23 protein-coding genes are annotated in these 26,497 nt (G+C 71.6%); 17 read left to right on the top strand and 6 right to left on the bottom strand.

The window, feature by feature from the left end; translation table 11 throughout:
• Positions 1 to 3 precede the first annotated feature (3 nt).
• The 9 genes from KIH74_RS30110 to KIH74_RS30150 all read left to right on the top strand — a co-directional run bounded on the left by KIH74_RS30110 (position 4) and on the right by KIH74_RS30150 (position 7,634).
• Complete coding sequence (locus KIH74_RS30110) at positions 4 to 207, top strand: hypothetical protein (RefSeq protein WP_214159779.1); 204 nt, start codon at positions 4 to 6, stop codon at positions 205 to 207.
• Positions 204 to 602 carry a TadE family protein gene (locus tag KIH74_RS30115; protein WP_372492151.1) on the top strand — a complete coding sequence of 133 codons (399 nt, stop codon included), beginning with the start codon at positions 204 to 206 and terminating at the stop codon, positions 600 to 602. The genes KIH74_RS30110 and KIH74_RS30115 overlap by 4 nt, the downstream gene beginning before the upstream one ends.
• Before the next feature lie 31 nt (positions 603 to 633).
• Positions 634 to 1,059: a TadE/TadG family type IV pilus assembly protein gene (locus tag KIH74_RS30120; RefSeq protein WP_246573411.1), complete on the top strand. Its 426-nt coding sequence runs from the start codon at positions 634 to 636 to the stop codon at positions 1,057 to 1,059.
• Positions 1,059 to 1,487: a pilus assembly protein TadG-related protein gene (locus tag KIH74_RS30125; protein ID WP_214159781.1), complete on the top strand. Its 429-nt coding sequence runs from the start codon at positions 1,059 to 1,061 to the stop codon at positions 1,485 to 1,487. The genes KIH74_RS30120 and KIH74_RS30125 overlap by 1 nt, the downstream gene beginning before the upstream one ends.
• On the top strand, positions 1,484 to 4,519 hold the full coding sequence (locus KIH74_RS30130) for a LysM peptidoglycan-binding domain-containing protein (protein ID WP_214159782.1): 3,036 nt from the start codon (positions 1,484 to 1,486) through the stop codon (positions 4,517 to 4,519). Before KIH74_RS30125 ends, KIH74_RS30130 begins: the two co-directional genes overlap by 4 nt.
• Before the next feature lie 94 nt (positions 4,520 to 4,613).
• Positions 4,614 to 5,177 (top strand): hypothetical protein, encoded by a 564-nt coding sequence (locus tag KIH74_RS30135; RefSeq protein WP_214159783.1) that lies wholly within the window; start codon positions 4,614 to 4,616, stop codon positions 5,175 to 5,177.
• 11 nt (positions 5,178 to 5,188) lie between these two features.
• Positions 5,189 to 6,064 carry a hypothetical protein gene (locus KIH74_RS30140; RefSeq protein ID WP_214159784.1) on the top strand — a complete coding sequence of 292 codons (876 nt, stop codon included), beginning with the start codon at positions 5,189 to 5,191 and terminating at the stop codon, positions 6,062 to 6,064.
• A 225-nt stretch (positions 6,065 to 6,289) separates the two neighbouring features.
• Entirely contained in the window at positions 6,290 to 6,814 is a 525-nt protein-coding gene (locus tag KIH74_RS30145) for an NUDIX domain-containing protein (RefSeq protein ID WP_214159785.1), read from the top strand.
• A gap of 193 nt (positions 6,815 to 7,007) precedes the next feature.
• The gene (locus KIH74_RS30150) at positions 7,008 to 7,634 is read left to right on the top strand and encodes a GyrI-like domain-containing protein (protein WP_214159786.1); all 627 of its coding nucleotides are present in this window, start codon (positions 7,008 to 7,010) and stop codon (positions 7,632 to 7,634) included.
• 50 nt (positions 7,635 to 7,684) lie between these two features.
• On the opposite strand, the gene KIH74_RS30155 is transcribed toward KIH74_RS30150, so the two are convergent.
• The 4 genes from KIH74_RS30155 to KIH74_RS30170 all read right to left on the bottom strand — a co-directional run bounded on the left by KIH74_RS30155 (position 7,685) and on the right by KIH74_RS30170 (position 13,175).
• Positions 7,685 to 7,822: a SapB/AmfS family lanthipeptide gene (locus KIH74_RS30155; protein WP_214159787.1), complete on the bottom strand. Its 138-nt coding sequence runs from the start codon at positions 7,820 to 7,822 to the stop codon at positions 7,685 to 7,687.
• Positions 7,819 to 10,467 (bottom strand): class III lanthionine synthetase LanKC, encoded by a 2,649-nt coding sequence (gene lanKC / locus KIH74_RS30160; RefSeq protein ID WP_214159788.1) that lies wholly within the window; start codon positions 10,465 to 10,467, stop codon positions 7,819 to 7,821. The genes KIH74_RS30155 and lanKC overlap by 4 nt, the downstream gene beginning before the upstream one ends.
• Before the next feature lie 146 nt (positions 10,468 to 10,613).
• Positions 10,614 to 12,152 (bottom strand): alpha/beta hydrolase, encoded by a 1,539-nt coding sequence (locus KIH74_RS30165; RefSeq protein WP_214159789.1) that lies wholly within the window; start codon positions 12,150 to 12,152, stop codon positions 10,614 to 10,616.
• Positions 12,153 to 12,275: 123 nt separating this feature from the next.
• Positions 12,276 to 13,175, bottom strand: coding sequence for an AraC family transcriptional regulator (locus KIH74_RS30170; RefSeq protein WP_214159790.1), 900 nt, complete (start codon positions 13,173 to 13,175; stop codon positions 12,276 to 12,278).
• 108 nt (positions 13,176 to 13,283) lie between these two features.
• Between KIH74_RS30170 and KIH74_RS30175 the strand changes: the two genes are divergently transcribed.
• Entirely contained in the window at positions 13,284 to 14,189 is a 906-nt protein-coding gene (locus KIH74_RS30175; protein ID WP_214159791.1) for an alpha/beta fold hydrolase, read from the top strand.
• 92 nt (positions 14,190 to 14,281) lie between these two features.
• Here KIH74_RS30175 and KIH74_RS30180 read toward each other — a convergent pair whose 3' ends face one another.
• Positions 14,282 to 14,803: a YbhB/YbcL family Raf kinase inhibitor-like protein gene (locus tag KIH74_RS30180; protein ID WP_214159792.1), complete on the bottom strand. Its 522-nt coding sequence runs from the start codon at positions 14,801 to 14,803 to the stop codon at positions 14,282 to 14,284.
• Positions 14,804 to 14,953: 150 nt separating this feature from the next.
• On the opposite strand from KIH74_RS30180, the gene KIH74_RS30185 reads away from it, so the two are divergent.
• From KIH74_RS30185 to KIH74_RS30210, 6 genes are all read left to right on the top strand, one after another.
• The gene (locus KIH74_RS30185; protein WP_214159793.1) at positions 14,954 to 15,799 is read left to right on the top strand and encodes a helix-turn-helix transcriptional regulator; all 846 of its coding nucleotides are present in this window, start codon (positions 14,954 to 14,956) and stop codon (positions 15,797 to 15,799) included.
• Between the two features lie 163 nt (positions 15,800 to 15,962).
• On the top strand, positions 15,963 to 16,754 hold the full coding sequence (locus KIH74_RS30190; RefSeq protein WP_214159794.1) for an SGNH/GDSL hydrolase family protein: 792 nt from the start codon (positions 15,963 to 15,965) through the stop codon (positions 16,752 to 16,754).
• A 117-nt stretch (positions 16,755 to 16,871) separates the two neighbouring features.
• On the top strand, positions 16,872 to 18,230 hold the full coding sequence (locus KIH74_RS30195; RefSeq protein WP_214159795.1) for a BTAD domain-containing putative transcriptional regulator: 1,359 nt from the start codon (positions 16,872 to 16,874) through the stop codon (positions 18,228 to 18,230).
• Positions 18,227 to 21,625, top strand: a complete 3,399-nt coding sequence (locus KIH74_RS30200) for a hybrid sensor histidine kinase/response regulator (protein ID WP_214159796.1) — start codon at positions 18,227 to 18,229, stop codon at positions 21,623 to 21,625. The genes KIH74_RS30195 and KIH74_RS30200 overlap by 4 nt, the downstream gene beginning before the upstream one ends.
• Before the next feature lie 130 nt (positions 21,626 to 21,755).
• Entirely contained in the window at positions 21,756 to 23,405 is a 1,650-nt protein-coding gene (locus KIH74_RS30205) for a purine-cytosine permease family protein (RefSeq protein ID WP_214159797.1), read from the top strand.
• Between the two features lie 261 nt (positions 23,406 to 23,666).
• Positions 23,667 to 24,977, top strand: a complete 1,311-nt coding sequence (locus KIH74_RS30210; protein WP_246573449.1) for a DUF3500 domain-containing protein — start codon at positions 23,667 to 23,669, stop codon at positions 24,975 to 24,977.
• Positions 24,978 to 25,086: 109 nt separating this feature from the next.
• On the opposite strand, the gene KIH74_RS30215 is transcribed toward KIH74_RS30210, so the two are convergent.
• Positions 25,087 to 25,962, bottom strand: coding sequence for a sigma-70 family RNA polymerase sigma factor (locus KIH74_RS30215; RefSeq protein WP_214159799.1), 876 nt, complete (start codon positions 25,960 to 25,962; stop codon positions 25,087 to 25,089).
• Between the two features lie 79 nt (positions 25,963 to 26,041).
• Between KIH74_RS30215 and KIH74_RS30220 the strand changes: the two genes are divergently transcribed.
• Entirely contained in the window at positions 26,042 to 26,497 is a 456-nt protein-coding gene (locus KIH74_RS30220) for a carboxymuconolactone decarboxylase family protein (RefSeq protein ID WP_214159800.1), read from the top strand.

The raw sequence follows: 26,497 nt of genomic DNA on the forward strand, positions 1-26,497 counted from the left end.
ATCATGCTCCGCCCCGTCGCCGTCGTCCACCTGTTCGTCATCGCCCTGGTCGCCCGTCTGGTCGCCGCCACCGAACCGCGCCGGGACGAGCGCGGCTCGGTCACCCTGGAGCAGGTCGTCATCGCCCTGGGGCTGTTCCTGCTCGCCGTCGCCGTGATCGCCGGCATCAAGGCGGCGGTGGACAACCGGATCGGGCAGATCAACTGACGCCCGCCGGAACGGCCCGCGCGGCCCGCGACCGGGGGTCCACCTCGCTGGAACTGGTGGTCATCTTCCCGGCGGTACTCCTGGTCATCTTCGCGGTCGTGCAGGGTGCGCTGTACTACTTCGCCAGCTCCAGCGCCCTGGCCGCGGCCCAGGAGGGCGCCCGCACCGCCGCGGGCGAGAACTCCAGCGCGGCAGCCGGTCAGCAGGCGGCGGGCGCTTTCTCGGCGCGGGTCGCGGGCAACATGCTCCAGACGCCGGGGGTGGTGGCCTCGCGCACCGCCACGACCGCCACCGTCACCGTCAGCGGGCACTCGCTCAGCGTGCTGCCCGGGTTCGCCGGGATCGGGATCTCCCAGACCGCCTCGGTTCCGGTCGAGCGGCTCACCGGCGGATAGCCGTGCCCGAGAACAGATCACAGGGGGAACGATGAGCCGGGACGCCCCGGACCGGGGATCCATGACGCTGGAGTTCGTGGTCGTCGTGCCCGGGCTGCTGCTGGTGCTGTCACTGGTGATCTTCGGGGGGCGGCTCGCCCTGGCCCACCAGGCGGTGGAGGCCGCCGCGGCCGAGGCCGCCCGCACCGCGTCCATCGCCCGGCAGGCGTCCACCGCCGCCGGCGACGCCCGGGCGGCCGCACAGAACACCCTCGACGAGGAGAGGCTGCGGTGCAGCAGCACCACCACGAGCGTCGACACCAGCGGGTTCGCCGCCCCGGTGGGCACCGCGGCGACCGTCTCGGCCACCGTCACCTGCGTGGTCAACCTCTCCGACCTGGCCCTGCCCGGGCTGCCCGGCAGCCGCACCGTGACGGCCACCGGCGACAGCCCTCTCGACACCTACCGGGAGCGCTGATGATCCGGGGTTCCGGGCGCGACGACCGCGGCTCCGTCAGTCTTTTCGCGGTCGTGGTGGTGGTCGCCCTGCTCGTCGCCACCGGTCTGGTGGTGGACGGCGGGGGCATGATCGCCGCCCAGCAGCGCGCCCAGTCGACCGCCCGTGAGGCGGCCCGCCAGGGTGGCCAGCAGCTCCAGGCGTCTCTGGCGGTGCGCGGTATCGCGGTGCGCATCGACTCCTCGGCCGCCGAGCAGGCCGCGCGCACCTGGCTGGCCGCCGCGGACGTCGACGGCAGCGCCTCGGTGCAGGGCGGCGACACCGTGGTGGTCGACACCAGCACCACCTACAGCCCGATCTTCCTCAACCTCATCGGCGTGGGCACGCGCACCGTCACCGGTCACGCCGAGTCCCGTGTCGCCCGGACCGTCGACGGAGCCGCCCAGTGAACCGACCCTCGCCCCGCGACCGGCTGGCCGGCCTGGCCGCGCTCGTCGTTCTGCTGGCCGTGGTGGCCGGCGTGCCGGTGCTGCTGCTCGCGCTCGGCGCCTCGCCGGTGCCGGGCGCGGTATCGGTGGACGGCGTTCTCGATGCCCTCACCAGCCCCGACGACGGCACCGCGCTGATCGTGGCGTTGCGTGTGATCGCCTGGCTGGCCTGGGCTTTCGTCACGGTTTCGGTGGTGGTCGAGGTTCCGGCCCAGCTGCGCGGGGTGCGGGCGCCACGGCTGCCCGGGCTCTCCCTGCCGCAGGGAATGGCACGGGGGCTGGTGGCTGCGGTGATTGTGCTGATCGCCAGTCCGGTGGCGGCACAGGCCGCGGCTGCCCCTGCGTCAGCCGGTGTGCCGGTGCCGGTTTCGGCTGCCGTGTCTGCCCCGGCTTCGGCTCCGGCTCCTGCTTCGGCTTCGGCTTCGAAAGGGGTGCCGTCCGGGTCGGGGGCGGCGGCCGAGAGTTCTTCGGAAACCGGCGATGCCCAGGGGGATCTGGTTCACACGGTGGAGTCCGGTGACTCGCTGTGGGCGCTGGCCGAGCGGTATCTGGGGAACGGGGCGCAGTACCAGTTCATCGCCTCCGCGAACTACGGCAGGACCCAGCCCGACGGCGCCTCGCTCGGCGACGATCACTGGCTCCGGCCCGGCTGGAAGCTGACCATTCCCGGCGCCACCGCGCAGCAGACGCCCGGGAAGCACACCTACACCGTCGATTCCGGGGACACGCTGTGGCAGATCGCCGAGGACCAGTTGGGTGACGGGAAGGACTACCCGCGACTGCGGCAGGCCGACGGCACCCGGATCAGTGATCCCGACCTGATCCGTCCGGGGGAGGTGCTGCGTCTGCCGGGCGAGAAGGGGCATACGGCCGAGCGGCCTGTCTCGTCGTCCACACCTGAGGACGACGGGAGGACCGATCAGGCTCCCGGTGCGGAATCCGCTGACGCGTCTGCCGAAAGGTCAAAACCGGTGCCGGACGAGGCTCCGGTCGGGACGGTCACGGCCCCCTCGACCCGCACCGCCGCTCAGGCGCCCGGCGAGACGCCGGTGCGAACGGCGTCCACCGTCGGGGACAGGGCCGTCGGCGCCGAGCCGGCGGACGACGTCGCCGTCCAGCCGGCCGTCGTCATGGCCGGTGCCGGAACCGCTCTCGCGGTGGGACTTCTCGGTCTGCTCGCCGTGCGCCGCAGGCGTCAGCAGCGGCGGCGGCGACCCGGCCAGCGGATGCTGCTGCCGGAGGGTGACCTGGTCGCGGCCGAGCGGGAACTGAGGGCCCAGGCGGACCCGGTCACCGTCACGACCGTGGACCGGGCCCTGCGCTCGCTGGCCGTGCACCAGGCCCGCACCGGCGGGCGGATGCCCGCGCTGCTGGCCGTGCGGCTGACCGGAACCCAGCTGGAACTGTTCCTCGACGGGGCGCCGGAGACCGCCCTGCCCGCTCCCTGGGAACCGGCGGGGGACGAGATCATGTGGGTGCTCCCGGCCGAGACTGCCTCCACCGTAGAGGAAGTCGACGTTCCGGCGCCGTATCCCGGTCTGGTGACCGTCGGTTTCGACGAGGCCGGGGGTCAGCTCCTGGTCGATCTGGGGCACATCGGGGTGCTGTCGGTGGCCGGCCCGGTGGAGCGCTCGCGTGAGATCGCCACCGCGCTGGCCGTCGAGCTGGCGACCTCGGCCTGGGCCGACGACCTCCAGGTCTCGGTGATCGGCCCGCCTGCCGGGCTCGAGAACGACCTGAGGACAGGGCGTCTCACGCACCGCCCGCAGATCGGGCACGTGCTGGACGATCTGGAGGAGAGGGCGGGAGCGGACCGGCAGGCGTTCCTGGACGCCGGGGTCGCCGACGTGCAGGAGGCGCGTACGCGGGGTCTGGTGCCGGACGCCTGGGCGCCCGACGTGGTGGTGATGACGTCGCCGCCCGGCCCGGAGCAGCGGGCGCAGCTGTCCCGCGTCGTCCTGGGTGAGCGGCGGGCCGCGGTCGCGGCCGTGGTCTGTGGCGAGGCCCCCGGGGACTGGGTGCTGAGACTCGACGACGACGGCTCGGGCGGCACCGTCGAACCGATCGGCATCCGGGTCCGGCCGCAGCACGTTCCCGCCGCGGCCCAGCAGGCCGTCGTCGATCTCCTGGAGCTCACCGAGGCCGATACTCCGTCGGTGGCACCGGTTCTCGAGCTCGTGCCGGACCTCGCGCCCGACCACCCGGACCCCGCGACGGTGGCCTCGGCGGTGGACGGCTCACGGGCACCGGTGGTGCGGGTGCTGGGAACCGTGGACGTCCTCGGTGCCGGCGGGGACGTGGAACCGGACGCGCGGGCTCACCTGACGGAACTCGCGGCCTACCTGGCGCTGACCCGTGGCGCCTCGGCGGAGGAGACCGACGCGGCGATCTGGCCCCGGAATCCGGCGGCCGGCAACCTGAGGGTGAGGAACACCGCCACGTCGAGACTGCGCTCGTGGCTGGGCCGGGACCGGGACGGGAACGACTGGCTGCCCAGGCATCAGGGCGACGTGCACCGGCTGGACGGGCGGGTGCGCGCGGACTGGGACGTGTGGCGGGAGTTGCTGCCCGACGGTCCGCTGCGTGGTTCGTCGCAGGCCCTGGAGCTGGCTCTGGGACTGGTGCGGGGGCGTCCGTTCCTGGACGTGCACCCGCGGCGGTACGTGTGGGCGGATCCGTTCGCGCAGCGGATGATCGCCGAGATCGTGGACGCCGCCTGGGAACTGGGGCGTCGCCGGCTGGCCGAGGGGCGCCTGCCGGAGGCGGAGAACGCGGTGTCGGCCGGTCTGGCGATTCTGCCTGAGCTGGAACGACTCTGGCGTCTGCGGATCCTGGTCGCCCGGGAGGCGGGGGACGCGGGCCGGGTCGAGGAGGTGGTGGCGCGGATGCTGGTCGAGACCGATGAGCACGGTGGTGAGCTGGAGCCGCAGACGCGGGCGATGCTCGAGAACCTGGGGGCGGGGCGTCGGGTCGGTCTTGCCGAGGCTCTGTGACGTGACGGGGTTACGAAAATTTAAGGACTGCTGAGGAGTGAGAATGGATAGTTCCAGAGCTTGGTGCAGGACGGCGGGCAGGGCTGTTGCGGCCGTGGCGATCACGGTCGGCGTTGCCGGGTGTTCGTCGGAGTCGGTTGCGGTCGGGGCTGCCGGTTCGGAGGCGGTGAGTTCTGCCGTGGCGACCACCACCTCAACTGCTCTCTCCCCGCGCGATGAAGCCGTTGCCGCCGCGAAAAAGACCTATGAGCAGTACACGCTGGTAGCGAATGACGTTGCTCATGGGGGAGGGAGCGACACCGCGGCCCTGGACGATGTGGCCGTGGGAGAAGCACTGCTGGCTCAGAAAAATATCGCCAAGCTGCTCTCCGAAAAGAAGTATCGCGGTGTCGGCGACATCGAGGTCGTGTCGATGGAGGCGGTGAAAGTGAACCTCAAGACCGATCCCGATACCTACACTGTTCCGGAAGTGATTCTGAATGTTTGCGAGGACCAGTCAAATATTGATGCGGTGAATGAGGCCGGCAAGTCGGTTCGCGGGGCCGATTCTCCGGATTACCGCCAGGCAAAGATTTCGGTCTCTTATTACCCTGATCGAGGCGGCGTGGACGGGTGGTTCGTCAACTCCGACCGAGACACTGGTACCGAAAAATGTTGAGGGTTTTCGGCATGGCGGCCATCGTCTCCACCGTCCTTGTCATCGTTTCGGCTGGAGTCTCCACGGCCGACAGCCCCGTGGACTGTGTCAAGAATGCAGGCTGGATCGCTGACTGTGGGTTGGCGGCTGCCGACCCCGCACCGCAGGGCGATGGGGAGCAAGAGACCTCGACGGGCGGAAGTGAGCGTGTCTGCATCGACCTGAATAAACAAAAGGTCCCTTGCACATCCGAGTATGGAACATGGCTGTCGTCACGTTCCTGCTACGCGAAACTCCTGGATCCGCAGCCGGCCAAGAATTCGGAGGTCTGGGACGGTCATGACACCGGAGGCATCTATTCCTGCGCGGGAGTCGATGGTCTGGGAATAGGCGTGTATGCGTACTTCTGGATGGCGGAGGGGCCGGGTCCGGCCGTGGATCCGGAGGAGCTGGCGCGGCAGGCCCTTGCTCAGATGGGGTTGAAGGCGATCACGATCGGTATGACTCCGGAGCCCGGCGCGGGCCGGGTGGGTCTGGTGGGTCTGCCGAACTGGTTGTGGGCGGAGAACCCGAATGTCAGCACGGTGGGGCCGATCACGAAGTCGGTGACGGCGGGGTCGGTCACGGTGACGGCCACGGCGGAGCTGGATCGGATCGTGTGGGACATGGGGGACGGGGAGACGGTCGTCTGTCACGGGGCGGGGACGCCGTACGAGGACTCGGACGGTAAGTCCTCGTCGCCGGACTGTGGTCATACGTATGACGTTCCGGGGACGTATTCGGTGACGGCCACGTCGTACTGGACCGTGTCGTGGAGTGGCGCCGGGCAGACGGGCGAGATTCCGTTGCAGCTGGAGCGGACGGCTGACTCCGTCGTCATCGGGGAGGCGCAGGTCGTCACTCAATAAGTGGGTGCCTGCGTCCGGCGGGCGGATAAAGGCCTCGGTGAAGGGGGATGAGCCGGCTTCACCGAGGCATCCTGACCGTAGTGACCCGGCGCCGTGGGTCAGCGTCCTGTCTGCGGCAGATGCCGATGTCCGAGGGGGTTCGGAGCCGGTGACCGGCCCGGGGTAAGGTCGGCGTCGATACGGATCACAAGGTGTCGAAGCCGCACATTCGAGAGGTCATGAGATATGACGTCCGGGCGCGAAAACTCCACGCCGGCCAGCATTCTGGTCGGCGAGTCTGCTCACGGCCCGGAATCGGCAGCCCCGGCCCTCCCGCCCTTCCTGGAGCCGGAGGACGAGGAGGCGGCCCGGGGCACGACGGCTGCTGGTGCGATGGCGCTGGTCGTCAGTCCTGCGGGCATTGTGTTGCATCTGCGGGACGAGAAGGACTGGATTCCTCATCCGGGGTGCTGGTCGTTGTTCGGTGGTGCGGTGGAGGAGGGTGAGTCTGCGGTTGAGGCGTTGCGGCGGGAGCTGGAGGAGGAGATCGGTCTGGTCGATTTCGAGGCTCGTCCGTTGTGGCGGGTGGTGGACCGGGGTGGGGACGGTCGGTTGCTGACGGTTTTCGAGGTTCGTACTCCGGTGGCGCCTGAGGATCTGGTGCTGAACGAGGGGCAGGGGCTGGCGGCCTTCGAGCGGGAAGAGGCTCTGCGGCTCAAGCTTTCGCCCTTCTGCCGCAAGATTCTGGAAGCGACGCCGATTCCGGTATGAGACAGACGGCGGTCCGCGTCTGATCTCAGGCGTCCACCGCCGCCAGCTCGTCGACCTGAGGCGCCGCCGGCCCATGGGCCCGGCTGGTGATCCAGGCCGCCGCCATCAGCGCCTGCATGCGGGTCCGGTCGAATCTGCCGGCACGCCGTCCGGCTAGTCTGGTCTTCCGGAGTAGACACCGGGAGGGACCGTCATGGACAAGTACGACCCCAAGAGGGCCTTCAAGCATCTGTATCTGCCGTCGAAGCGCGAGTTCTCGCTCGTCGACGTGCCACAGATGCGGTTCCTCGCGGTCGACGGTGAAGGCGACCCGAACACCGCCCGGGCCTACACCGAGGCGGTGGAGGCGCTGTTCTCCGTGTCGTACACCGTCAAGTTCCAGAGCAGGAACGAGCTGGGCCAGGACTACGTGGTGGGCCCGCTGGAGGGGCTGTGGCGCGCCGACGACGTCACTGCGTTCACCAGGCGGGTCAAGGACGCCTGGCAGTGGACCATGCTGGTCTCACAACCGGGCTGGATCAACCAGGCGATGATCGACGAAGCCCGCACGAAGGCCCAGGCCAGGAAGGAACTTCCGGCTGCTGGACGGCTTCGGCTGATCGACCTCACCGAGGGGCCGAGCGCGCAGATTCTGCATGTCGGCTCTTACGAGGACGAGGCTCCGGTGCTGGCCCGCCTGCACGGGGAGTTCATGCCGGGCCGGGCGCTCACGTTCAACGGCGATCATCACGAGATCTACCTGAGCGATCCGCGCCGTACCCCGCCGCAGAAGTGGCGCACCGTGCTGCGGCAGCCGGTCAGGCCGGTCGGGCCGGCCTGACCGCCCTGCCCGGGCCGCCAGAAAGGCGGTCGGGCAGGGCGGCGACAGACTCAGGACGCCGGAGGCGAACAGATCAGCAGGCTGAGGGTGCTCGATTCGCCGAGGCTGAGCACGTCCGTCTCTTCGGACCGGTTGGTGACGGCGATCATCTGGAGGTCGAGCAGCTGGTTCATCTCATATCCCTTCATCGTGTGAATTCTCTTTCGGCACTGCGGTTCGGTGTCAGATCGAACCTCCTGGGGGACGTCAGCAGTCCCGGTATCGGGAACGCGGGTGCGGGAAGACCGTGAACCGCCCCGGCGTACGCACGCAGGGCGGTGAGCAGGCCGGCCGAGCCACTGGCCCAGTCCACCGAGGCGCGCAGCATCTGCTCACCCGGCAGATGAATACCGGTGCCGTGGACGAGGGCGTACAGCCGTAGGTCGCGGGTGTGCCGGATCAGGTCGGAGCGGGTCCGCTCGTCGGCGAACGGCGAGTTCAGCACGGCCGCGAGAAACAGCACGTAACCGGCTCGGCCGTTGAAAAGCCCCGGCTGCACGGTGAAGCCGGCCCGGGTCAGGCGGATGACCTTGCGGACGGTGAGGTGCAGGTGTTCGTCGTCCACATGGTGCAGCAGGCGCATCGCCACCAGGGCCACCCCGATCGACCCGGCACCCAGATAGGGCATCGTGCGCCGGGATCCGCCGATCTGGAGCGAGCCGTCGGGCCGCTCGACGCATGCCGTCACGTCAGCCGCCAGCGCCTGCTGGGCCAGGTCGAGATCGGCCGGATCGCCGGATGTCTCGTAACTGCACAGCCAGAAGAGGGCCGATCCGGTGGGCCCGTGCAGGAGGCCGGAGGGCCTGGACCGGGGGCTAGGCGGTGTGCCGGGCGCCTGCGTCGCACTCCGGGTCTCCCGGTGGGCGCGGCCACGTAACACCGCCCGGATCGCCTCGATCGCGTCGGTGATCTGGTGGTCACGGACCCGATCGAGCCGGTGCAGAAGGCCCACGCCGATTCCCGCCAGCCCGCCGTACAGATCGCCGGGAAGCCGGTCGAACGGTAGCGTGCAGATCTCCTGGTACAGCCGGTCGGCCACCGAGGCGCGGCCGAAATCATCCATGGCACAGGCAATTCCGGTGATGCCGTCAAGCAGACCGGGTCGCGGGGAGAGCCCGTGCAGCGCCGTCTCCACCCGGTTCAGCACCGCGTCGCGGTCGCCGTGCCGGCTGGCCAGCAGCACGCCGCAGGCACCGTGCGCGATCGACAGCGCATCGTGCGTGAACTGACGGATGTCGCCGGGGAACATCCGGTGCGGGCGGGACAGATCCAGGCTTTCCCAGATGCCCTGACTGATCGCCGATTCCAGACGGCGCACACCGTCGGCCGAGTCGATCGGCCACTCGTGCACCAGATCACGCACCTGGACGCACTCGTCACCGACGGCATGGTCACCGTCGAGCTCACGGAGCACTGCCGCGGACCAGGACGGATCGAGGCCGAACCGGAGCGCGGCCTCTTCGACCAGTCGCCCCGCGGCCCGCCGGTCCAGGGGGAGCAGCATGGTCAACGGTATGAACAGTGCCAGTTTCAGGCAGGCCAGCGAGTACCGGTCGGCGGGGATGCCGGTGCGACCGTCGGGTGCGGTGTATCCCGGGGCTCCGCCCACGGCCGGGCGGGAACTGCCGACAGGACAGGACATCTCCAGGTCGACGAACCGGATCGACCCCTGCGGCGTGACGATCACGTTGCCCGGGTGCAGGTCTCCGTGCACCTGCCCGCGGGCGTGGATGCCGGCCACCGCGCGCTCGATCTGCCGGGTGATGTCCAGCGCCCAGTCACGATACGCGGCAACGTCTTCCGGTGTCATGTCCGCCCGGGTCAGCGGATGCCGCGCGGCCGTCTCACGGCTCAGCGATCGGCCCGGGACATGCTCCAGCTCCAGGAAGTGGTGCCCGGAGTGCTCGACATGCCCGGTCACGTCCACCACCGAACCGACATCGGCCAGCCGGCGCAGCTGTTCGTGCTCCCGGTGGAGCCGTTGCACGGCGTCGCTGCCGTCCGGCCCGAGACCGGCGTGCGGTCTGGCCTCCTTGAGCACCACCCGAGCGCCGTCGCGAAGACGCTCGGCCAGGTAAACCCCGCCGCCGTTGCTGAAGTGCAGGGCCTCGATCACGCGATGCCCGGACAGCGAGCCACCGCTGTTCGCCAGCTGTTCCCGGGCTGAGGTCACGAACGGCGGCAGCCGCACCCAGGCCGGTGGGCTGAAGCCCGGAAGACGTGGATCCGGTGCGAGGGAGCCGTTGGGGCGCCGCACGGCCGGAACCAGCCGGTCCTGCTCGTCGAGCACCAGCATCGGACGGAAAGCCCCGTAGCGCAGGTAGAGTGGACCGTCTTTCCAGCGCAGGTCGCTCAGCACGTAGGGCCCGTCGAGACCGCCGACCAGGGCGTCCAGCTCGTGCAGCACTCGTTCGCAGGTGTGTTCGTCGGGCGGGTACACGGTGATGAACTTGCCACTCGAACCGCGATCGGCGTATTTCAGGTTGATGCGCAGCAGGTCCGCGCGGCCGGGGCGGAACTTGAAGGCGAGAGCATGGCGGACGCAGTAGCGGGAGACCCGGGCGAGAACGGTGGGGGCGTTTTCGAGAGTGGCCGAGACATGCACCTTCCAGCCCTGTTCCGGCAGTTCGGTGTGCGGTGGGTGCAGGTGCCGCCAGCCGTCGGCGGTGTCCTGTGTCCAGTGCTGCCGGCCCGCGTCGTCATCAAGTTCGTAGACGCCGGTGGCGCCGTGACGGTCCAGGCGGTCGTAGAAGAACGGGTGCGCGAGCGCGAACTCGACATAGCGCATGTCCATACGGAAACCCCGGCGATCGCGACGACTGGGAAGCAATCACGAGCCTAGGCACTACTGAAAAGTAAAGAAATTCGAGATGATTCACCGCCGGACCGCCAATGATGGACGACGCCGGGCCTTCCCGGCCCGGCGTCGTCCTCGAAGCACTACGGGCAACGCGTGTCGCTGCCGGGAAGTTCGCCCTCGATCAGGTAGGCGTCCGCGAGCGCGGTGGCGCACGCTCCGGCACCGGCCGTTCCGTAGACGCCGTGACCGCCGGCGTCCACCGTGACCATCACCGAGCGCCGCCCCAGGGCGCGGTGCAGGCCCCGCGCCGACTCCAGGGTGGTGTTCGGGTCGCGCTCGTTCTGGAGGATCAGGATGGTGCGGGGGCCCTGGCCGGACACCTTCACGGTGGGTTCGACCGGCCTGCCGGGCCAGAACGCGCACGGCCAGATGTTGGCCGGGGCGCCCGCGGCCACCGGGTGGAATCGGCGGTCGGCGGCCACGTTGCGCTCGTAAACACCCACTGAAGCGGGCCATTCGACGTCCCCGCAGGTGACCGCGTAGGCGGCCGCGACCGCGTTGTCGGCCGGCACGCCGGGCGAGACGCCGGCCGCCGGGTCGATCAGGGTCAGTGCCTGCCCGAGCACCTGCGCCTGCTCGTCGGTGGCCTGCCCGTCGGCGAGGTCCGCGGCGGCCCTCCAGACCTGGGCGAGCGTCGGCATGAACCGCTCGGACGTGAGCAGGGCTGCGGTGAGGTGCCGGAACAGCGGGCCGGTCAGGCTCACCGAGGTGCCCGGCACCGGCGCCGGATCGGTGTCGAGACGGGCGGCGAGGCGCAGGTATGCCGCGGTGACCGCCGTGGCGGTGGTGCCGAGTCCGGCCTCGTCCGGATGCCGCGCGGCGTAGCGGGCGGCGTCGCCGAACCGTTCCTGCCGGCCCTGGCTCTGCTGCCGGTACACGCCGTACCAGACCTTGGCGGGGTCGAGGGCGCTGTCGAGCACCATCCGGTCGGTGTGCTGCGGGAACAGCGACGCGTACACGGTGCCGAGGTAGGTTCCGTACGACAGGCCGAAGTAGGAGATCCGGGACTCGCCCAGCGCCTGCCGGACCAGGTCCAGGTCGCGGGCGGTGCCGGCGGTGGTGATGAACGGGAGCACGTCGCCGGACGCCTCGGCGCAGCGCCGGGCGGCCGAGCGGGCGAACGCCACGTTGCGCGAGATCGAGCCGTCCGCCGCCGGATACGGGTAGGGCGGGGACACCTCGGCTGCGTTCAGGCCGCAGGTGACCGGGCTGCTGTGGCCGACGCCCCGCGGGTCCAGACCGACCAGGTCGTAGCGTGCCGCCAGCGAATCGCTCAGCGCAGCAGCCTCACTCGGCATGTTCAGGCCCTCGCTGCCCGGCCCGCCGGGGTTGAGCAGCAGCACCCCGCGTCGTCGTGCCGGGTCGGTCGCCGGGATGCGGGACACCGCGATCGTGATCTGCCGACCGCCCGGATCGCGGTGGTCCAGGGGAACTTTCAGGGTTCCGCACTGCTGGCGCGGATTCACCGTGGTGCCCGGGGGCGGCTCCGGGCAGGCGCCCCAGGCGATCGGCGCGGGCCGGGTGCCGGCGGCGTGCGCCGGGGCGGTCGCCGTCAGTGAACCACTGACGGCGGTGACGGCGACCAGCGTGGCGACCGGCCACAACAGCTTTCTCATCATGTCCCCCTGTCCGGTGCCCGGCGCGTCCGGAAGCACCCGTGAACATGCTGCTGGCTGATCACCGCCGTCACGACGGTGCTGACCGGTGGACCGGGGGTGGGGACAGCCCCCGGGCCCGGTCGCTCAGGACGTGGGTGCGGCGTGCTCGCGCTGCCGGAAACGGCCCGGGGCGATGCCGAACTCGCGGCGGAAGGCGGCGGCGAAGCTGAACTCGGTGGAGTAGCCGAGCTGCCGGGCGACGGCGGCCAGCGGCAGGTGGGTGGAGCGCAGCAGCAGGGCGGCCCGGTCCAGGCGTCGGCGCAGCAGGTAGGCGCCAGGGCTCTCGCCCGTCACCTGGCCGAAGCGCCGGCCGAAGGTGGCGCGGGACATGCCCGCGAGGTCGGCGAGCTGCTGCACCGTCCAGGGACGGCGGGGATCGGCGTGCACGGCCCGCAGCGCGTGGGCGATCCGGGGATCGCCCACCGGCTCCTGGCCCGGCCACGGCACGTCGGCGGGCCGGTCCTGCCAGGCCCGCAGCAGATGTACCAGGAGCAGGTCGACGATGGCGGGCAGGGCGATGTCGTCGCCGGGCCGGTCGGTGGCGGCGTGCTCGCCGAGCAGGTCGGCCAGCATCCGCAGCCGGGGATGGGCCGCGTCGTCGATGCTCAGGGTGATGACGTCGGGCAGCCCGGCGAAGGACTCGTGCACCTGGCCACGGTCGAGGTGATAGCAGCAGGACACGAACTCGACGTCGAAGTGGGCCAGGTTCGGCGTCCGCTCCCCGGCGGGCAGGCCGGGCAGCCGGGCCGGGGTGTGAGCGAAGCCGTGCTCGGGACCACGCGGCACGAACACCACGTCGCCCGGCCGCAGCCGGGTGGCGGCGCCGTGCTCGGGGATCAGCCAGGGCGAACCGTGCTGCACGATGTGCAGGCCCGAGCCGTGGATCGCCGGGAACCGGGCGGTCCAGCCCCCGGCGTAGCGGTTGCGCACGGCCACGGCCCGCCCGGCCCGGGTGGCGGCCACGGTCTCGCTGATCCTGTCCACCGCCCGATCGTACGTGGCCGTTTTCGTATGCGGCTGAGCGGCGTGAGCATGGCCGTGACGCGGCCGGTGCCGGTTGGCTGTGGGGTCCAGGAACGACGGAAAGGCATCATGAGCAACGACAGCGTCATCACCCCGGCTCTCACCCCGGGTGTTCACGAGTTCCCGGTGGACGGCGTGCGCCAGGCCTACCGGGTGGCCGGGCGGGGCCCGGTGTGCGTCGCGCACTCCGGCGGCCCGGGCCTGGACGCGGCCTACCTGCGCTCCCCGGAACTGGAGGAGCACTTCACCGTGGTCTACCCGGACCCGGTCGGCACCGGCCGTTCCGGGCGGCTGGACGACCCGCCGGGCGAGGGTGCCGGATACACCCGGGCCACCTACGTCAGGCACCTGGCGGCGGTGGTCGAGCACCTCGGGCTGCCCCGCGTACACCTGCTCGGGCACTCCTACGGCGGGTTCGTCGTGCAGGACTACGCCCTGGAGCATCCGGAGCGGGTGGCCGGGCTGATCCTGTACTCCACGGCGGCGGAGGCCGGCCCGGCGTTCTGGGGCGCGGCCATGGAAGGGCTGGCGGCCTACCCGCAGCGGCACCCGGACGTGCCGGAGGCCGCGCGGGTGCCCGCCGCGTTCCAGCAGGCGCTGGGCGCGGGGGACGACGAGTCGATCAGCCGCCTGTTCGCCGAGGCCCTGCCCGTGTACTTCGCCGACTTCTGGTCGCGGCAGCCGGAGTTCGCCGCGTTCCGGGCCTCGATCCGGATGGCGCAGGTGCCCGCCACGGCGCCGGAGCCGGTGGAGTTCGACGTCCGTGACCGGCTGGGTGCGCTGGGTGGCACTGGCATGCCCGTGGTGGTGGTCACCGGGCAGCACGACTTCATCGGCGGGCCGCGCTGGGCGCAGGCACTGGGGCAGGCGATTCCGGGGGCCCGACTGCGGATCCTTCAGCACAGCGGGCATTTCGGCCACGTCGAGGAGCCGGGCGGATTCGCCCGGGCCGCGGCGCTCGTCCTGGGCGGCTGAGACGGGTCTCGCGTCGTCCACCGTCGGGCTCCGTCCGGCACGAACCGGTCCGGTTCCGCCCGGGAACCGGACCGGTTCGTGCGGGAACGTGCTCAGGCCGCCGGGGTCTCGGCGGTGGCGACGACGGTGGCGCGGGCCAGGATGTGCCCGGCCATGGTGAACCCGAGGTAGGCCGGGCTGCCCTCGGCGGGAACGCCGATGTCCTCGACGTCGAGGGCGTGCACGGTGATGAAGTAGCGGTGCGCGCCGTGCCCTGCGGGCGGGGCGGCGCCGATGTACTGCGGAAGGCCGGCGTCGTTGCGGAACTGCACCGCGCCCTCCGGCATCCGGGCACCCTCGGCCAGCGACGTGACCGAGGCCGGGATGTTGGCGACGGCCCAGTGCCAGAAGCCGGACATGGTGGGGGCGTCCGGGTCGTAGACGGTCACCGCGTAGCTCTTCGTGCCCTCGGGGGCGCCGGACCAGGTGAGGTCGGGGGAGAGGTCCTGGCCGCCGGGGACGCCGAAGGCACCGGACATCTGGGCCGGGGGCAGCGCCTGGCCGTCGACGGCGGCGGCGCTCTTCACCTCGAAGGACGGCACCTGCGGGAGACGGTCGAACGGGTTGTTGGTCATGCTGGTGCTGCTCCCTCTGGAACGGTGGACTGCGAACGCTCACCACTGTGGGGTGCGGCGTGGGGGCGAGGGAGATCCCCGGCATGCTGGTGCCCGGAGTGCCACCCTCGGCGCTCGACGGGCGGTGCGGCGTTGTTGCAGGCTGGGACGGTGACCGCCCCCCGAGCAGCGAACCGGCCCGAACTGTCCGCATTTCTGCGGGCCATGCGGGCCCGGGTTCGGCCGGAAGACGTCGGTCTGCCCGACATCGGGCGCCGTCGTACGCCGGGGTTGCGGCGTCAGGAGGTCGCGCAGCTCGCGGCCGTCAGCATCGACTGGTACATCCGGCTGGAGCAGGGCCGGGTCGGCGTGCCCGGCACCGCCGTGCTGGACGCGGTGTCCCAGGCCCTGAACCTGTCCGAGGCCGAGCGGCACCACCTGCACCTGATCGCCCGCGGCGAGGCCCCGCCCGCCCGGCACGTGCCGGCCCCCGCCAGTGGCTCGCTCCAGCACCTGCTGCGCAGCATGCCCGCCACCCCGGCCTGGATCCTCGACTTCCGGTTCGACGTGCTGGCCCACAACGAGGCCGCCGTCGCCCTGTTCGGGCCGGGGTTCGCGGTCGGCGGCAACACCGCGCGCCCGCTCTTCCTCGATCCCGGGGCCCGGGACTTCCAGCTGGACTGGACCCGCATCGCCCGCGAGCACGTCGGCAACCTGCGGGCCAACCTGACCCGGCACCCCGACGACCCCCGCATCCGCGACCTCGTCGACGAACTGCGGCGCAAGAGCCCGGATTTCGCCACCTGGTGGGACGACCAGACCGTGCAGGAACGCACGAACGGCACCAAGCGCGTGCTGCATCCGGCCGGCGGCGTGCTGACCCTGCGCTACGACGTGCTGGCCGTGCAGGACGGCTCGGACCAGCGGCTGTCGGTGATCACCCCGGCCGACGCGCGCAGCGAGGACGTGCTGCGCTCGCTGATCTCCCGGGGCGGCGGCCTGCGGGTGGTGGGCTGAGTTCCCGGTGGCGGGAGTGACGAACCGCTACCTGATGGAAAACCGGGAAAAATTTCCGATTGCACCCCTTTGTGGCAGGCGGCCGGGCAGCATGGGTGCCGTTCGTGCTTTCTGAACGTCCGGATCCAGGGATGGGGGGCCATCAGTGCGCAAGATCTTGGCAGTGTGCGTCGCCGCGGTAGTCGCGTTCTTCGGCGTCGTGGTGATGCAGGCGGGACCGGCCAGTGCCGGCAGCAGGAGCTGGGAGTACGTGGCGCTCGGCGACTCCTACGCCGCCGGGGTCGGGGCCCCGCCGTACGACCCGGCCGGCGGTGACTGCCTGCGCAGCCCGCTGAACTACGCGCACGTGTGGGCCGCGGAGCACCCGCGGGTCACGCTGACCGACGTCACGTGCAGCGGCGCGGCCACCGACGACGTCGAGGCCGAGCAGCTGTCCGCACTCAGTCGCCGCACCAAGCTGGTCACCCTGACCATCGGCGGCAACGACGACAGCGGCTTCTCCCGCACCCTGAACGCCTGCCTCGGCGGCACCGACGCGCAGTGCGAGGCAGCCACCCAGGCCGGCGCCGACTACGCCACCAACGTGCTCGCCGGTGACCTGGAGGCGCTGTACACCGAGGTCAAGCAGCTGGCGCCGCGGGCCCGGGTGGTGGTGCTGAACTACCCGCAGCTGATCGACCAGGGCACCGGCAGCTGCGGGGCGATCACCCCCAGCTCCTACCGCCGGGGCCTGATCGCCGGCCAGATCGCCGCCCTCGACGCCGCCATCAGCACCGCGACCAGTCAGGCGCGGGTGAAACTGGTGGACGTCCGCCCGGACTTCGTGGGTCACGAGGCCTGCTCGGCCGACCCGTGGATCCTCGGGACGAACGTGGCGTCGCAGACCGAGTGGTTCCACCCGAACCCGGCCGGCCACGCCGCCTACGGCGCGGCGCTCGAGGCCGCCATCGGCTGAGCGAGCGGCTTTCCCGCCGCGGTCGTCAGCACGACCGCGGCGGGAAGGACCCCTGCCGGAATACGAACGTAACCCGGCGCTCACAGAACCCGAACCCCCGGTGGCGACGATCGGGGGATGACCCTCGACTTCCGCCTGCTCGGACGCGTCGAGGTGCGCCGGGACGGGGAGCCGGTCGACATCGGCGGCCCCAAGCAGCGGGCCGTGCTCGCCTCGCTCCTGATGCGCCCGCGCCGCGTCGTGCCGGTCGAGCAGCTCATCGACGATCTGTGGCCGGAGCGTCCCCCGGCCCGCGCCGTGGCCACCGTGCAGGTCTTCGTCTCCCAGCTGCGCCGCGCCCTGGAACCCGGCCGCTCCCGGGGCCAGACCGCGACCGTGCTGGTCACCGCCTCACCCGGTTACCTTCTCGACGTCGATCCGGCAACGGTGGACGCCCATCGCCTCACCGATCTGGTCACCCGCGGACGCGCCGCACGCGACGCCGGCGAACCGGCCCGGGCGGCAGAGCTTCTCGCCGGGGCCGAGCGGCTGTGGCAGGGACCGCCGCTCGCCGACGTCCCGGACACCCCGTTCGTGCGCACCACCGCCGCCGGGCTCACCGAACTGCGCCTGGGTGCCGCCGACGACCGGGCCGACGCCGAACTCGCCCTCGGCCGCCACGCCGCCCTGATCGCCGAGCTGGAGCAGCGCGCCCACCGGCACCCGCTGCGCGAACGCGTGCGCGAGCAGCTGATGCTGGCCCTCTACCGCTGCGGCCGCCAGGTGGAGGCGCTCGCCGTCTACCGTGCCACCCACCAGACCCTGTGCCGCGACCTGGGCCTGGAACCCGGCGTGCGGCTGCGCGACCTGGAACAGGCCATCCTGCGCCAGGACCCGGCCCTGACCTGGCGGCCCGACCCGCAACTGCCCGCACCCCGGGCGGGCGGCGACCCCGGCCGGGTGCTCGTCGTCGACGACACCGCCATCAACCGCAAGCTCCTCGCGACGGCGGTGACGAACCTCGGGCACCGGGCCGAGACCGCCCCCGACGGCCACCGCGCCCTGGAGATGCTGCGCGAGGCCGGCGGCGCCGCAGGCGGATTCGACGTGGTGCTGCTCGACCTGCTGATGCCGGTGCTCGACGGCTACGCCACGCTGGCCCAGATCAAGGCGGACCCGGCCCTGGCCTCCGTGCCGGTGATCATGGTGTCGGCCGTGCCCGAGCTGGAGAGCGTGGTGCGCTGCATCGAGCTGGGCGCCGTCGACTACCTGCCCAAGCCCTACAGCTCCGCCCTGCTCAAGGCCCGGCTGCACGCGTCCCTGCACGCCCGCCGCTCGGCCACCGAGCGGGAGAGCGTGCTGCACAACGAGATCGCCGCGCTCCGGGCCCAGGTCGGCAGCGCCCGGGCGGTCAGTGCCCGGGTGGCCGGCGCGCAGGTGACCGGCGCCCAGGTCGGCAGCGCCCAGGTGGTCGGTGCCGTGCCGGACGGTCCGTGATCCGGCGGCCCGTGTCGCTGCGCGCCCTGGTGCGCACCGGCGTCGCCCTGGCCGTGCTCCTGCTGGCCGCGCTGCTGCTGGTCAGCCTGGAGGCCGAGAGCAGCGTGCGACAGGCCACCGCCGCCGAGGCCCGGCGCTCGCAGTCGCTGCGGCTGGCCTACGAGCTGCGCCAGACCTCCGACGACCTGACCCGGATGGCCCGCACCTATGTGGTCACCGGGCAGACCAGGTATCGCGACTGGTTCCAGGAGATCCTGGCCATCCGCGACGGAACGGCCGCCCGGCCGGACAACTACGACAAGATCTACTGGGACGTCGTGACCGACACCGGGGAACGCCCGTCGTCGTTCGGCGCTCCGGTCGCGTTCGCCGATCTGGCCGCCGGTGCCGGGTTCACCCCGCGCGAGCTCGGGCTGCTGGCCACGGCCAAGGCCCGGTCCGATGCCCTGGCCGACATCGAGGAGGACGCCTTCGCCCTGGCCGCCCGCGGTGGTGCGGCGAACCGGCAGCAGGCCACGCGGATGCTGTTCGACGCCTCCTACCTGCGGGCCAAGGACGAGATCATGCAGCCCATCGGCCAGGTGCTGGAACTCGTCGACACCCGCACCGCGAGCGGGACCGCCCGGGCCGGGGAGCAGGCCCGGGCCTGGTCGGCGGCCGCGATCGCGGCGGCGCTGCTGCTGTTCGCCGGCATGGCGCTGTTCGTGGTGGTGACCCGCCGGGCGGTGCTGCGGCCGGTCGCCGAGCTGGACGCGGCCACCGCCCGGATCGCCGCGGGGGAGGACGAGGTGCGGGCCCGGGTGGCCGGCGTCGGCGAGATCCGTTCGCTGGCAGGACGGTTCAATGAGATGACGGCGAAGGTGCGCACCCGGTCGGCCGAACTGCGCCTGTTGCAGCGGGTGGCGGCCGCGGCGCACCGGGCCGACGACCTGCCGGCAGCGGTGGACGACGTGCTCACCCTGGTCCGCGCGCACACCGGATGGCCGCGGGTGCGGGCCTACCGGCCCCACGCCGGCCGGCTGGTCCCGCTCACCGCCGGCACCACCGTGGACAGCGGCCGCGACCTGGCCGGCCTGCCCGGCCGGGCCCTCACCACCGGGCGCACGCTGTGGTCCGGCGACCCGCACCCGGCGATCGCCGTGCCGGTGCGCGCGGGACGGCACGAGAATGCCGGGGTGGTGGCGGTTCTGGAGTTCCTCACCGACGCACCGGGCGATCCCGACCCGGTGCTGCTGACCCTGCTGTCGGACGTGGCCACGCAACTCGGCCAGGTGGCCGACCGGGCCCGCTCCGCCGACGCCCTGCGGCAGGCGGCGTTCGCCGCGCAGAGCGCCAGCGCCGCCAAGAGCACCTTCCTGGCCACCATGAGTCACGAGATCCGTACCCCGATGAACGCGGTCATCGGGATGTCCGGCCTGCTGCTGGACGGGCCGCTGGACACCGAGCAGCGTCACCTCACCGAGGTGGTGCACGAGAGTGCGCACTCCCTGCTCCTTCTCATCAACGACATCCTCGACTTCTCCAAGATCGAGGCGGGCCGCCTGCATCTGGAGCGGGTGCCGTTCCATGTCGGCGAATGTCTGGAGGCCGCACTGGAACTGGTGTCGGCCGAGGCCGGGGCCAAGAACGTGGACCTGTCCCTCGAGCTCGCGCCCGGCACCCCCGAGGCGATGATCGGCGACCCCACCCGGATCCGCCAGATCATGCTCAACCTGCTCGGCAACGCGGTGAAGTTCACCGACCACGGCGAGATCTCGGTGACCGTGTCGGCCTCGGCGCCGGACGCGGGCCCGCCGGGTCAGGCGGTTCGGCCGGGTCAGCCGGTTCGGCCGGAACCCGCGGGGACGCCGGTGTGGCGGTTCGTGGTGTGCGACACCGGGATCGGGATCCCGCCGGGGCAGCTGGAATCCGTGTTCGAGTCGTTCACCCAGGTGGACGACTCCACCTCCCGGCGCTACGGGGGCACCGGCCTGGGCCTGGCCATCTGCCGCCGCCTCACCGACCTGATGGGCGGCACCATCACCGCCACCTCCCGGGACGCCTCCGCGCTCCCGGCCCTCGCCCGGCCGGCCGCCCCCGGCGTCCCGGGCACCTCCGGCACCACGGTGACGGTCACGATCCCGGCCGCCGCGGCCACCCTGGAACGCCGGGACCCGGTGCCCGACGACACCTCCGCCCTGGCCGGCGCGCACGCCCTGATCGTCGGCAGCATCCCGCGCACCCGCATGGCGATCGGCGAAAAGCTGTTCGGGGAATGGGGAATGCGCCTCGACGGCACCGCCTCGCCCGATGTCGCCCTGGGCCGGTTGCGCGCCGGGCGTTCCTACGACGTCGTGGTGCTCGACCACCGTCCGCCCGGCACCGACGCCCTGCGGCTGGCCCGGGCGGTCCGCGCGCTGCCCGGCGGCGAGCGGATCCCGATCGTGCTGATCACCTCGTTCGCCCGGGTTCCCGGCACCGGCGTCCCACCCGGCGTCACCGTGGTCACCCGCCCGATCCGCCCGGCGCCGCTCTACCGGGCGATGGCCGCGGCCCTGAAAACCCTTGGAGAAAAGCCCGAATCGTCACACGGCCACACCCCGGCCGGGCCACCCGACCCGGCCCCCACCGGTGGGGACGGGCGCGCCGGGCCGCTTCGGGCGTCCACCATCGGCCACCAAGCCACCCACCAAGCCACCCACCGAGCCACCCACCGAGCCACCCACCCGACCGCCGGGAAGCCTCTGCGCATCCTGGTCGCCGACGACCACCCGGTGAACCAGCGTCTGCTGCTCATGCGGCTGGACCGGCTCGGTCACCGCGCCGACCTGGTCAGCAGCGGCACCGAGGCGGTGGCCGCGGTGGCCCGCCGGCCCTATGACGTGGTGCTGATGGACGTGCGGATGCCCGGGCTCGACGGCCTGGAGGCCACCCGGCGGATCCGGGCGAACGGCGGCGAAAACACCCTGGTCAGGCCGAGAATCATCGCGCTCACCGCCGAAGCCGAACCCGGTGCCCGCGAAAGGTGCCTGGCCGCGGGCATGGACGACTATCTCACCAAACCGCTGATCCCCGCTGATCTCGGCGCAGCGCTCGACCGCGCCGTCCGGCACGTCCTCGATCCCGAGAGGGTCTCGCAGCTGAGCGAACTCGTCGGCCACGACCCGGCCGCCCTGGCCGGCCTGGCCGACGACTTCGTCACCGACGCCCCGGCCCTGCTCCACGCGCTCACCACGGACGACCCGGGCACCGCCGCCCACGCGCTGAAGAGCCTGGCCGCGACGTTCGGGGCCACCGACCTGGCCGGGTTGTGCCGGCGCGCCGAGACCGGCACCGGCGACCACGCGGTGCTGGTGAGTGAGATCGGCGCCGAGCTGGAGCGCGTCGTCCCGGCTCTGCGGGCCCTGGGCCGGTAGTCAGGGCCCGGCCCGGTCGCACTTGGCGTTTGCTTAGTGGACGTTTGGCGGCGCGCGGTTGGCTGGTCGGCGAGAGCACACCACGCGCAGCGCGCACCACGCGCGAGCGCCGGCAGAGAGGCGGACAGCGATGAGCACCGTCAGCCCCCCGCACGACAACGCGACCGGTGCCGTGCGCGCCGGTGCCGCGAAGGAGACCCTGGAGGACTACACCCTCCGCTTCGCCCCGCGCAGCTACCGGCGCTGGGGGACCGGCACCGTGGCCGTGTCCGCCCTCGGCGGCATCGCCTACCTGGCCGACTTCGCGATCGGCGCCAACATCGGCATCTCCTACGGCACCAGCAGCGCCCTGGCCGGGATCGCCCTGTTCGCCGTCGTCATCTTCGCCACCGGCCTGCCGCTGGCCTACTACGCCGCCCGTTACAACCTCGACCTCGACCTGATCACCCGGGGCAGCGGATTCGGTTACTACGGCTCGGTGGTCACGAACGTCATCTTCGCGTCGTTCACGTTCATCTTCTTCGCGCTCGAGGGCTCGATCATGGCGCAGGGCCTGAATCTCGGCCTGCACATCCCGAACTGGCTGGGCTACGCGCTGTCCACCGTCGTCATCTTCCCGCTGGTGATGTACGGCATGTCGCTGCTGAGCAAGCTCCAGCTGTGGACGACACCGCTGTGGCTGCTGCTCATGGTGGCACCGTTCGGCTACCTGGTGATCAGCCACCCGGAGTCGGTCGGCGACTTCTTCGCCTACCGCGGCGAGAGCGGCACCAGCGGGTTCAGCACCAGCTCGATGTTCCTGGCCGCGGGCGTGTGCCTGTCGCTGATCGCGCAGATCGCCGAGCAGATCGACTACCTGCGGTTCATGCCGCCCCGCACCCCGGACAACGCGCGCCGCTGGTGGACCGCGGTGCTGCTGGCCGGGCCGGGCTGGGTGATCTTCGGGGCGCTGAAGCAGGTGGTGGGCCTGTTCCTGGCCGTGTACATCCTGGCGAACGTGGCCGACGGGGCCGGGGTGGCCAACCAGCCCGTGCACCAGTTCCTGGAGATCTACCGCGACTTCCTGCCCGCCCCGGTCGCGATGACCCTGGCCGTCATCCTGGTGGTGATCAGCCAGGTGAAGATCAACGTCACCAACGCCTACTCCGGCTCGCTGGCCTGGACCAACTCCTGGACCCGGGTCACCCGGAACTACCCGGGCCGGCTGGTGTTCCTGGGCGTGAACCTGGCCATCGCGCTGGTGCTGATGGAAGCCAACATGTTCGACTTCCTCAACACCATCCTCGGGTTCTACGCCAACTGCGGCATGTCCTGGGTGGTGGTGGTCGCCTCGGACATCGCGATCAACAAGTACCTGCTGAAGATCTCGCCGATGCAGCCGGAGTTCCGCCGCGGCATGCTCTACGCGGTCAACCCGGTCGGGTTCGGCTCGATGATCATCTCGGCCGGGGTGTCGATCCTGGTGTTCTTCGGCGGTCTCGGTGAGGGCATCAAGCCGTACTCGCCGCTGGTGGCCATCGTGCTGGCCCTGGTGCTGCCGCCGGTGCTGGCCCTGGCCACGCGGGGCCGGTACTACCTGCGGCGCACCGACGACGGCATCGACGCCCCGATGTACGACGAGTACGGCAACCCCTCGGGCGAGGTGATGGAGTGCCACGTCTGCCACGAGCAGATCGAGCGCCCGGACCTGACGGCCTGCCGGACCCACGACGCCGTGGTCTGCTCGCTGTGCCTGAGCCAGGACAAGGTCGCCGACCACGTGCTGCCCGCCCAGGTGTGAGGGAAGCCCGTTGCCCCCGGGCGCTCTCGGTGACGAGCGCGCGGGGGCAACGGCTTTCGTGGCCCGTTGCCCGGTCACTGATTGAAACTGGCACTACTTAGCAGGTTCATAGCGGGCCTTAAGGGTCCCTTGCGTCATGGAATGGGCGTTCTGGCTAGCCTCGGGCGGGTCCTTGTACCCACGGCATCGAGCGGCGGCCGGAACCCCTCGGACGGGTTACGGCCGTCCAAAAGCCATGACCAATGGAGACTTACGGTGAAAATGTTCGCCAGCTCGCGCCTGCCCGCCGGCAGTGTGGCGCGGCGCAGGACCGTCGCTGCCGGAGCGGCCCTGCTGCTGACCGGCGGCGCGCTCGCAGTCGGCCTGAACGCGGCCAACGCGGCCCAGCCCGGGCACGGGCAGAAAGGGCGGCCGGGGCACGGGGCCATGGCCACCGCGACACCGTCCAGCGCGGCCGACTCGGACGTGGCGAGCGTGGTGGAGGCCGCCCAGACGTTTCTCGCCACGCTCGGCGACGACCAGCTGGCCGAGGCCCAGCAGGAGATGACCGAGGAGAACGCCACCGCTTGGTCCAACCTGCCGTGCGGCGGAACGTGCCGCCCCGGAGTGGCTTTCGGCGACCTCGACGACGATCAGCTGGCCTCTGCCAAGAACGTGCTGACGCTCGCCCTGGGCACCGGTGAGGACACCGGGTACGCCCAGGCCAGCCAGCTGTGGCTGGCCGACGACCTGCTCGCCTCGGACGGCGGTGGCGGGATGCCGGGCGGTTCCGCGCCCACCGGGACCGACGTCCCCACCGATCTCCCGACCGAAACGCCCACCGAAACACCCACTGCCACAGCGACGTCCACGGAAACCGCGACCGCCACCGCCTCGCCCACGGCGACCGGCGAGGCGACCGACGACGTGTACTCCAACGGCTACGGCAGCGGCCGGTACTATCTCGCGTTCCTCGGCGAGCCGACCGCGGACGGCACCTGGATGCTGCACTTCGGCGGTCATCACCTGGCGATCAACCTGACCTACAAAAACGGTGAGGTCACCGGGACCACGCCGTTCTTCATCGGCCTGGAGCCGACCAGCTGGACCGCCGACGACGGCACCGAGTACGCGCCGATGGACGACATGCATCAGGGCATGCTGGACATGCTGAACGGTCTGACCGAGGAGGAGACGGCGGACGCCGAGCTCGGCGACTCGTTCAGCGACGTGCTGCTCGGCCCGGGTTCGGACGGCGAGTTCCCCTCCGCCAAGCAGGGTCTCGCGGTCAGTGAGCTCACCGCCGAGCAGCAGGAACTCGTGCTGGAGGCGATGAAGCCGTGGGTGTCGGTGGCGGCCGACGCGGACGCCGCCGAACTGCTGGAGCAGTACCGCGAAGAGCTGGACGAGACCTACGTCGGCTGGTCGGGCGGCACCGGCCTGGACACCCACGCGGACTACGTCCGTATCGACGGGCCGGGCGTGTGGATCGAGTTCGTCTGCCAGAACGGCGTGGTCTACTCCGACCAGATCCATTACCACACGGTGTATCGCGACCACACGCATGACTACGGCGGGGAGCTCTCCTTCTGATGCGGCGCCCGGCCCGTGGCGCACGCACCCGGGCCGGGCAACGCCGGTGGCCGTGTTCCGGAACGTTCGGTTCGGTGAGAAACGACGAGGCGGTCGTCATCCCCTGTTCTCACCGGAACCCGAGCTGCCGCAACCGTTCGGCCGACGTCTCCAGGTGGATCGCCGTGATCCGGCCGGCCGACACGGTGAAGCGCAGGGCGGAGACCGGCTCGCCGTCGCGGAACGAGACCAGCCCGGCGGCCCCGTCGAGCACGGTCCGCCGCACCTGGTTCGCCGGGTCGGAGAACAGGACCGCCTTGCGGGCCACCGCGTCCGCGCCGCGCACCGGCACCGAGACATCCGGGCGCAGAACGACGTCGGGGGCGAGCAGGGCGAGCAGCCCCTCGAGGTCGCCGTCCCGGGCCGCGGCGAGAAACGCCTCCACCACGGCCTGCTGCCCGGCCAGGGGGGTGACCGGACCCGGGTCGTGCACCGGGTTGTCGCGCACCCGGCGGCGGGCCCGGCTGGCCAGCTGACGGGTGGCGGCAGGGGTGCGGCCGACGATGCGGGCGATCTCGTCGAACGGCACCGCGAACAGATCGTGCAGCACGAACGTGAGCCGCTCGGCGGGGGGCAGCGTGTTCAGCACGACCAGCATCGCGAGCCCGACCTCGTCGGCCAGCACGGCCTCCTGCGCCGGGTCGGCGGGTGTGCCCGGCACGATGCCCCCTCCGGTCACCTCCGGGTCGGGCGGCTGCATGCCGACGGGCTCGTCGCGCCGGGCCCGCAGCAGGTTCAGGCAGATCCGCGCCGTCACCGTGGTCAGCCAGCCGCCGAGGTTCTCGATCCCGTCCGCCCGGCCGGTGGTGGACCGGGACAGTCGCAACCAGGTCTCCTGCACGGCGTCCTCCGCCTCGGCGCGGGAGCCGAGCATCCGGTGGGCCAGGGCGGTGAGCCGGGGCCGGTGCTCCTCGAAGCCGGCGGTGAGATCGTGCGGCGCGGACATGTCACATTCCTCCGTCGTGTCGGGTCATGCCGATGACCGTTCCCGAACCGACGATGTGACATCCGGAAGGACAGACGTCATGCAGGCACGTATCAGCCACCCGATCGGTATCTTCCCCGAGGCGCTCACCGCCCTGGTCGCCTTCTCCGGCTCGACCGGCAGCACCCTGCCGGAGTCCACCCGCAACCTCGTTCACCTCCGGGCCAGCCAGATCAACGGGTGCAGCGTCTGCCTGCACCTGCACGCGGCCGACCTGCGCAGGGCCGGTGAGAGCGAGGAGCGGATCGCCACCGTGGCCGGCTGGCGCGACGCCCCCTGGTTCACCGACGCCGAACGGGCCGCCCTGGCCCTGACCGAGGCCTCCACCCGGCTCGCCGACCGGGCCGACGCCGTTCCCGACGGCATCTGGCAGCAGGCCGCCCGCCACTACGACGAGAAGCAGCTCGCGGCACTGGTCATCGCGATCGCGTCGATCAACGCCTGGAACCGCCTCAACGTGGCCACCCAGGCGATCGCGGGTGCGCTCGGGGGCTGA

Origin of the sequence: Kineosporia corallincola (assembly GCF_018499875.1) — a bacterium.
Classification (GTDB): domain Bacteria; phylum Actinomycetota; class Actinomycetes; order Actinomycetales; family Kineosporiaceae; genus Kineosporia; species Kineosporia corallincola.

Excerpts from the sequence above, each read along its gene's own strand:
- KIH74_RS30110 (WP_214159779.1), top strand. The coding sequence starts at position 4 with ATGCTCCGCCCCGTCGCCGTCGTCCACCTGTTCGTCATCGCCCTGGTC.
- KIH74_RS30120 (WP_246573411.1), top strand. The coding sequence starts at position 634 with ATGAGCCGGGACGCCCCGGACCGGGGATCCATGACGCTGGAGTTCGTG.
- KIH74_RS30125 (WP_214159781.1), top strand. The coding sequence starts at position 1,059 with ATGATCCGGGGTTCCGGGCGCGACGACCGCGGCTCCGTCAGTCTTTTC.
- KIH74_RS30140 (WP_214159784.1), top strand. The coding sequence starts at position 5,189 with ATGGCGGCCATCGTCTCCACCGTCCTTGTCATCGTTTCGGCTGGAGTC.
- KIH74_RS30145 (WP_214159785.1), top strand. The coding sequence starts at position 6,290 with ATGACGTCCGGGCGCGAAAACTCCACGCCGGCCAGCATTCTGGTCGGC.
- KIH74_RS30150 (WP_214159786.1), top strand. The coding sequence starts at position 7,008 with ATGGACAAGTACGACCCCAAGAGGGCCTTCAAGCATCTGTATCTGCCG.
- KIH74_RS30155 (WP_214159787.1), bottom strand. The coding sequence starts at position 7,822 with ATGAAGGGATATGAGATGAACCAGCTGCTCGACCTCCAGATGATCGCC.
- lanKC (WP_214159788.1), bottom strand. The coding sequence starts at position 10,467 with ATGGACATGCGCTATGTCGAGTTCGCGCTCGCGCACCCGTTCTTCTAC.
- KIH74_RS30165 (WP_214159789.1), bottom strand. The coding sequence starts at position 12,152 with ATGATGAGAAAGCTGTTGTGGCCGGTCGCCACGCTGGTCGCCGTCACC.
- KIH74_RS30175 (WP_214159791.1), top strand. The coding sequence starts at position 13,284 with ATGAGCAACGACAGCGTCATCACCCCGGCTCTCACCCCGGGTGTTCAC.
- KIH74_RS30180 (WP_214159792.1), bottom strand. The coding sequence starts at position 14,803 with ATGACCAACAACCCGTTCGACCGTCTCCCGCAGGTGCCGTCCTTCGAG.
- KIH74_RS30195 (WP_214159795.1), top strand. The coding sequence starts at position 16,872 with ATGACCCTCGACTTCCGCCTGCTCGGACGCGTCGAGGTGCGCCGGGAC.
- KIH74_RS30205 (WP_214159797.1), top strand. The coding sequence starts at position 21,756 with ATGAGCACCGTCAGCCCCCCGCACGACAACGCGACCGGTGCCGTGCGC.
- KIH74_RS30210 (WP_246573449.1), top strand. The coding sequence starts at position 23,667 with ATGTTCGCCAGCTCGCGCCTGCCCGCCGGCAGTGTGGCGCGGCGCAGG.
- KIH74_RS30215 (WP_214159799.1), bottom strand. The coding sequence starts at position 25,962 with ATGTCCGCGCCGCACGATCTCACCGCCGGCTTCGAGGAGCACCGGCCC.
- KIH74_RS30220 (WP_214159800.1), top strand. The coding sequence starts at position 26,042 with ATGCAGGCACGTATCAGCCACCCGATCGGTATCTTCCCCGAGGCGCTC.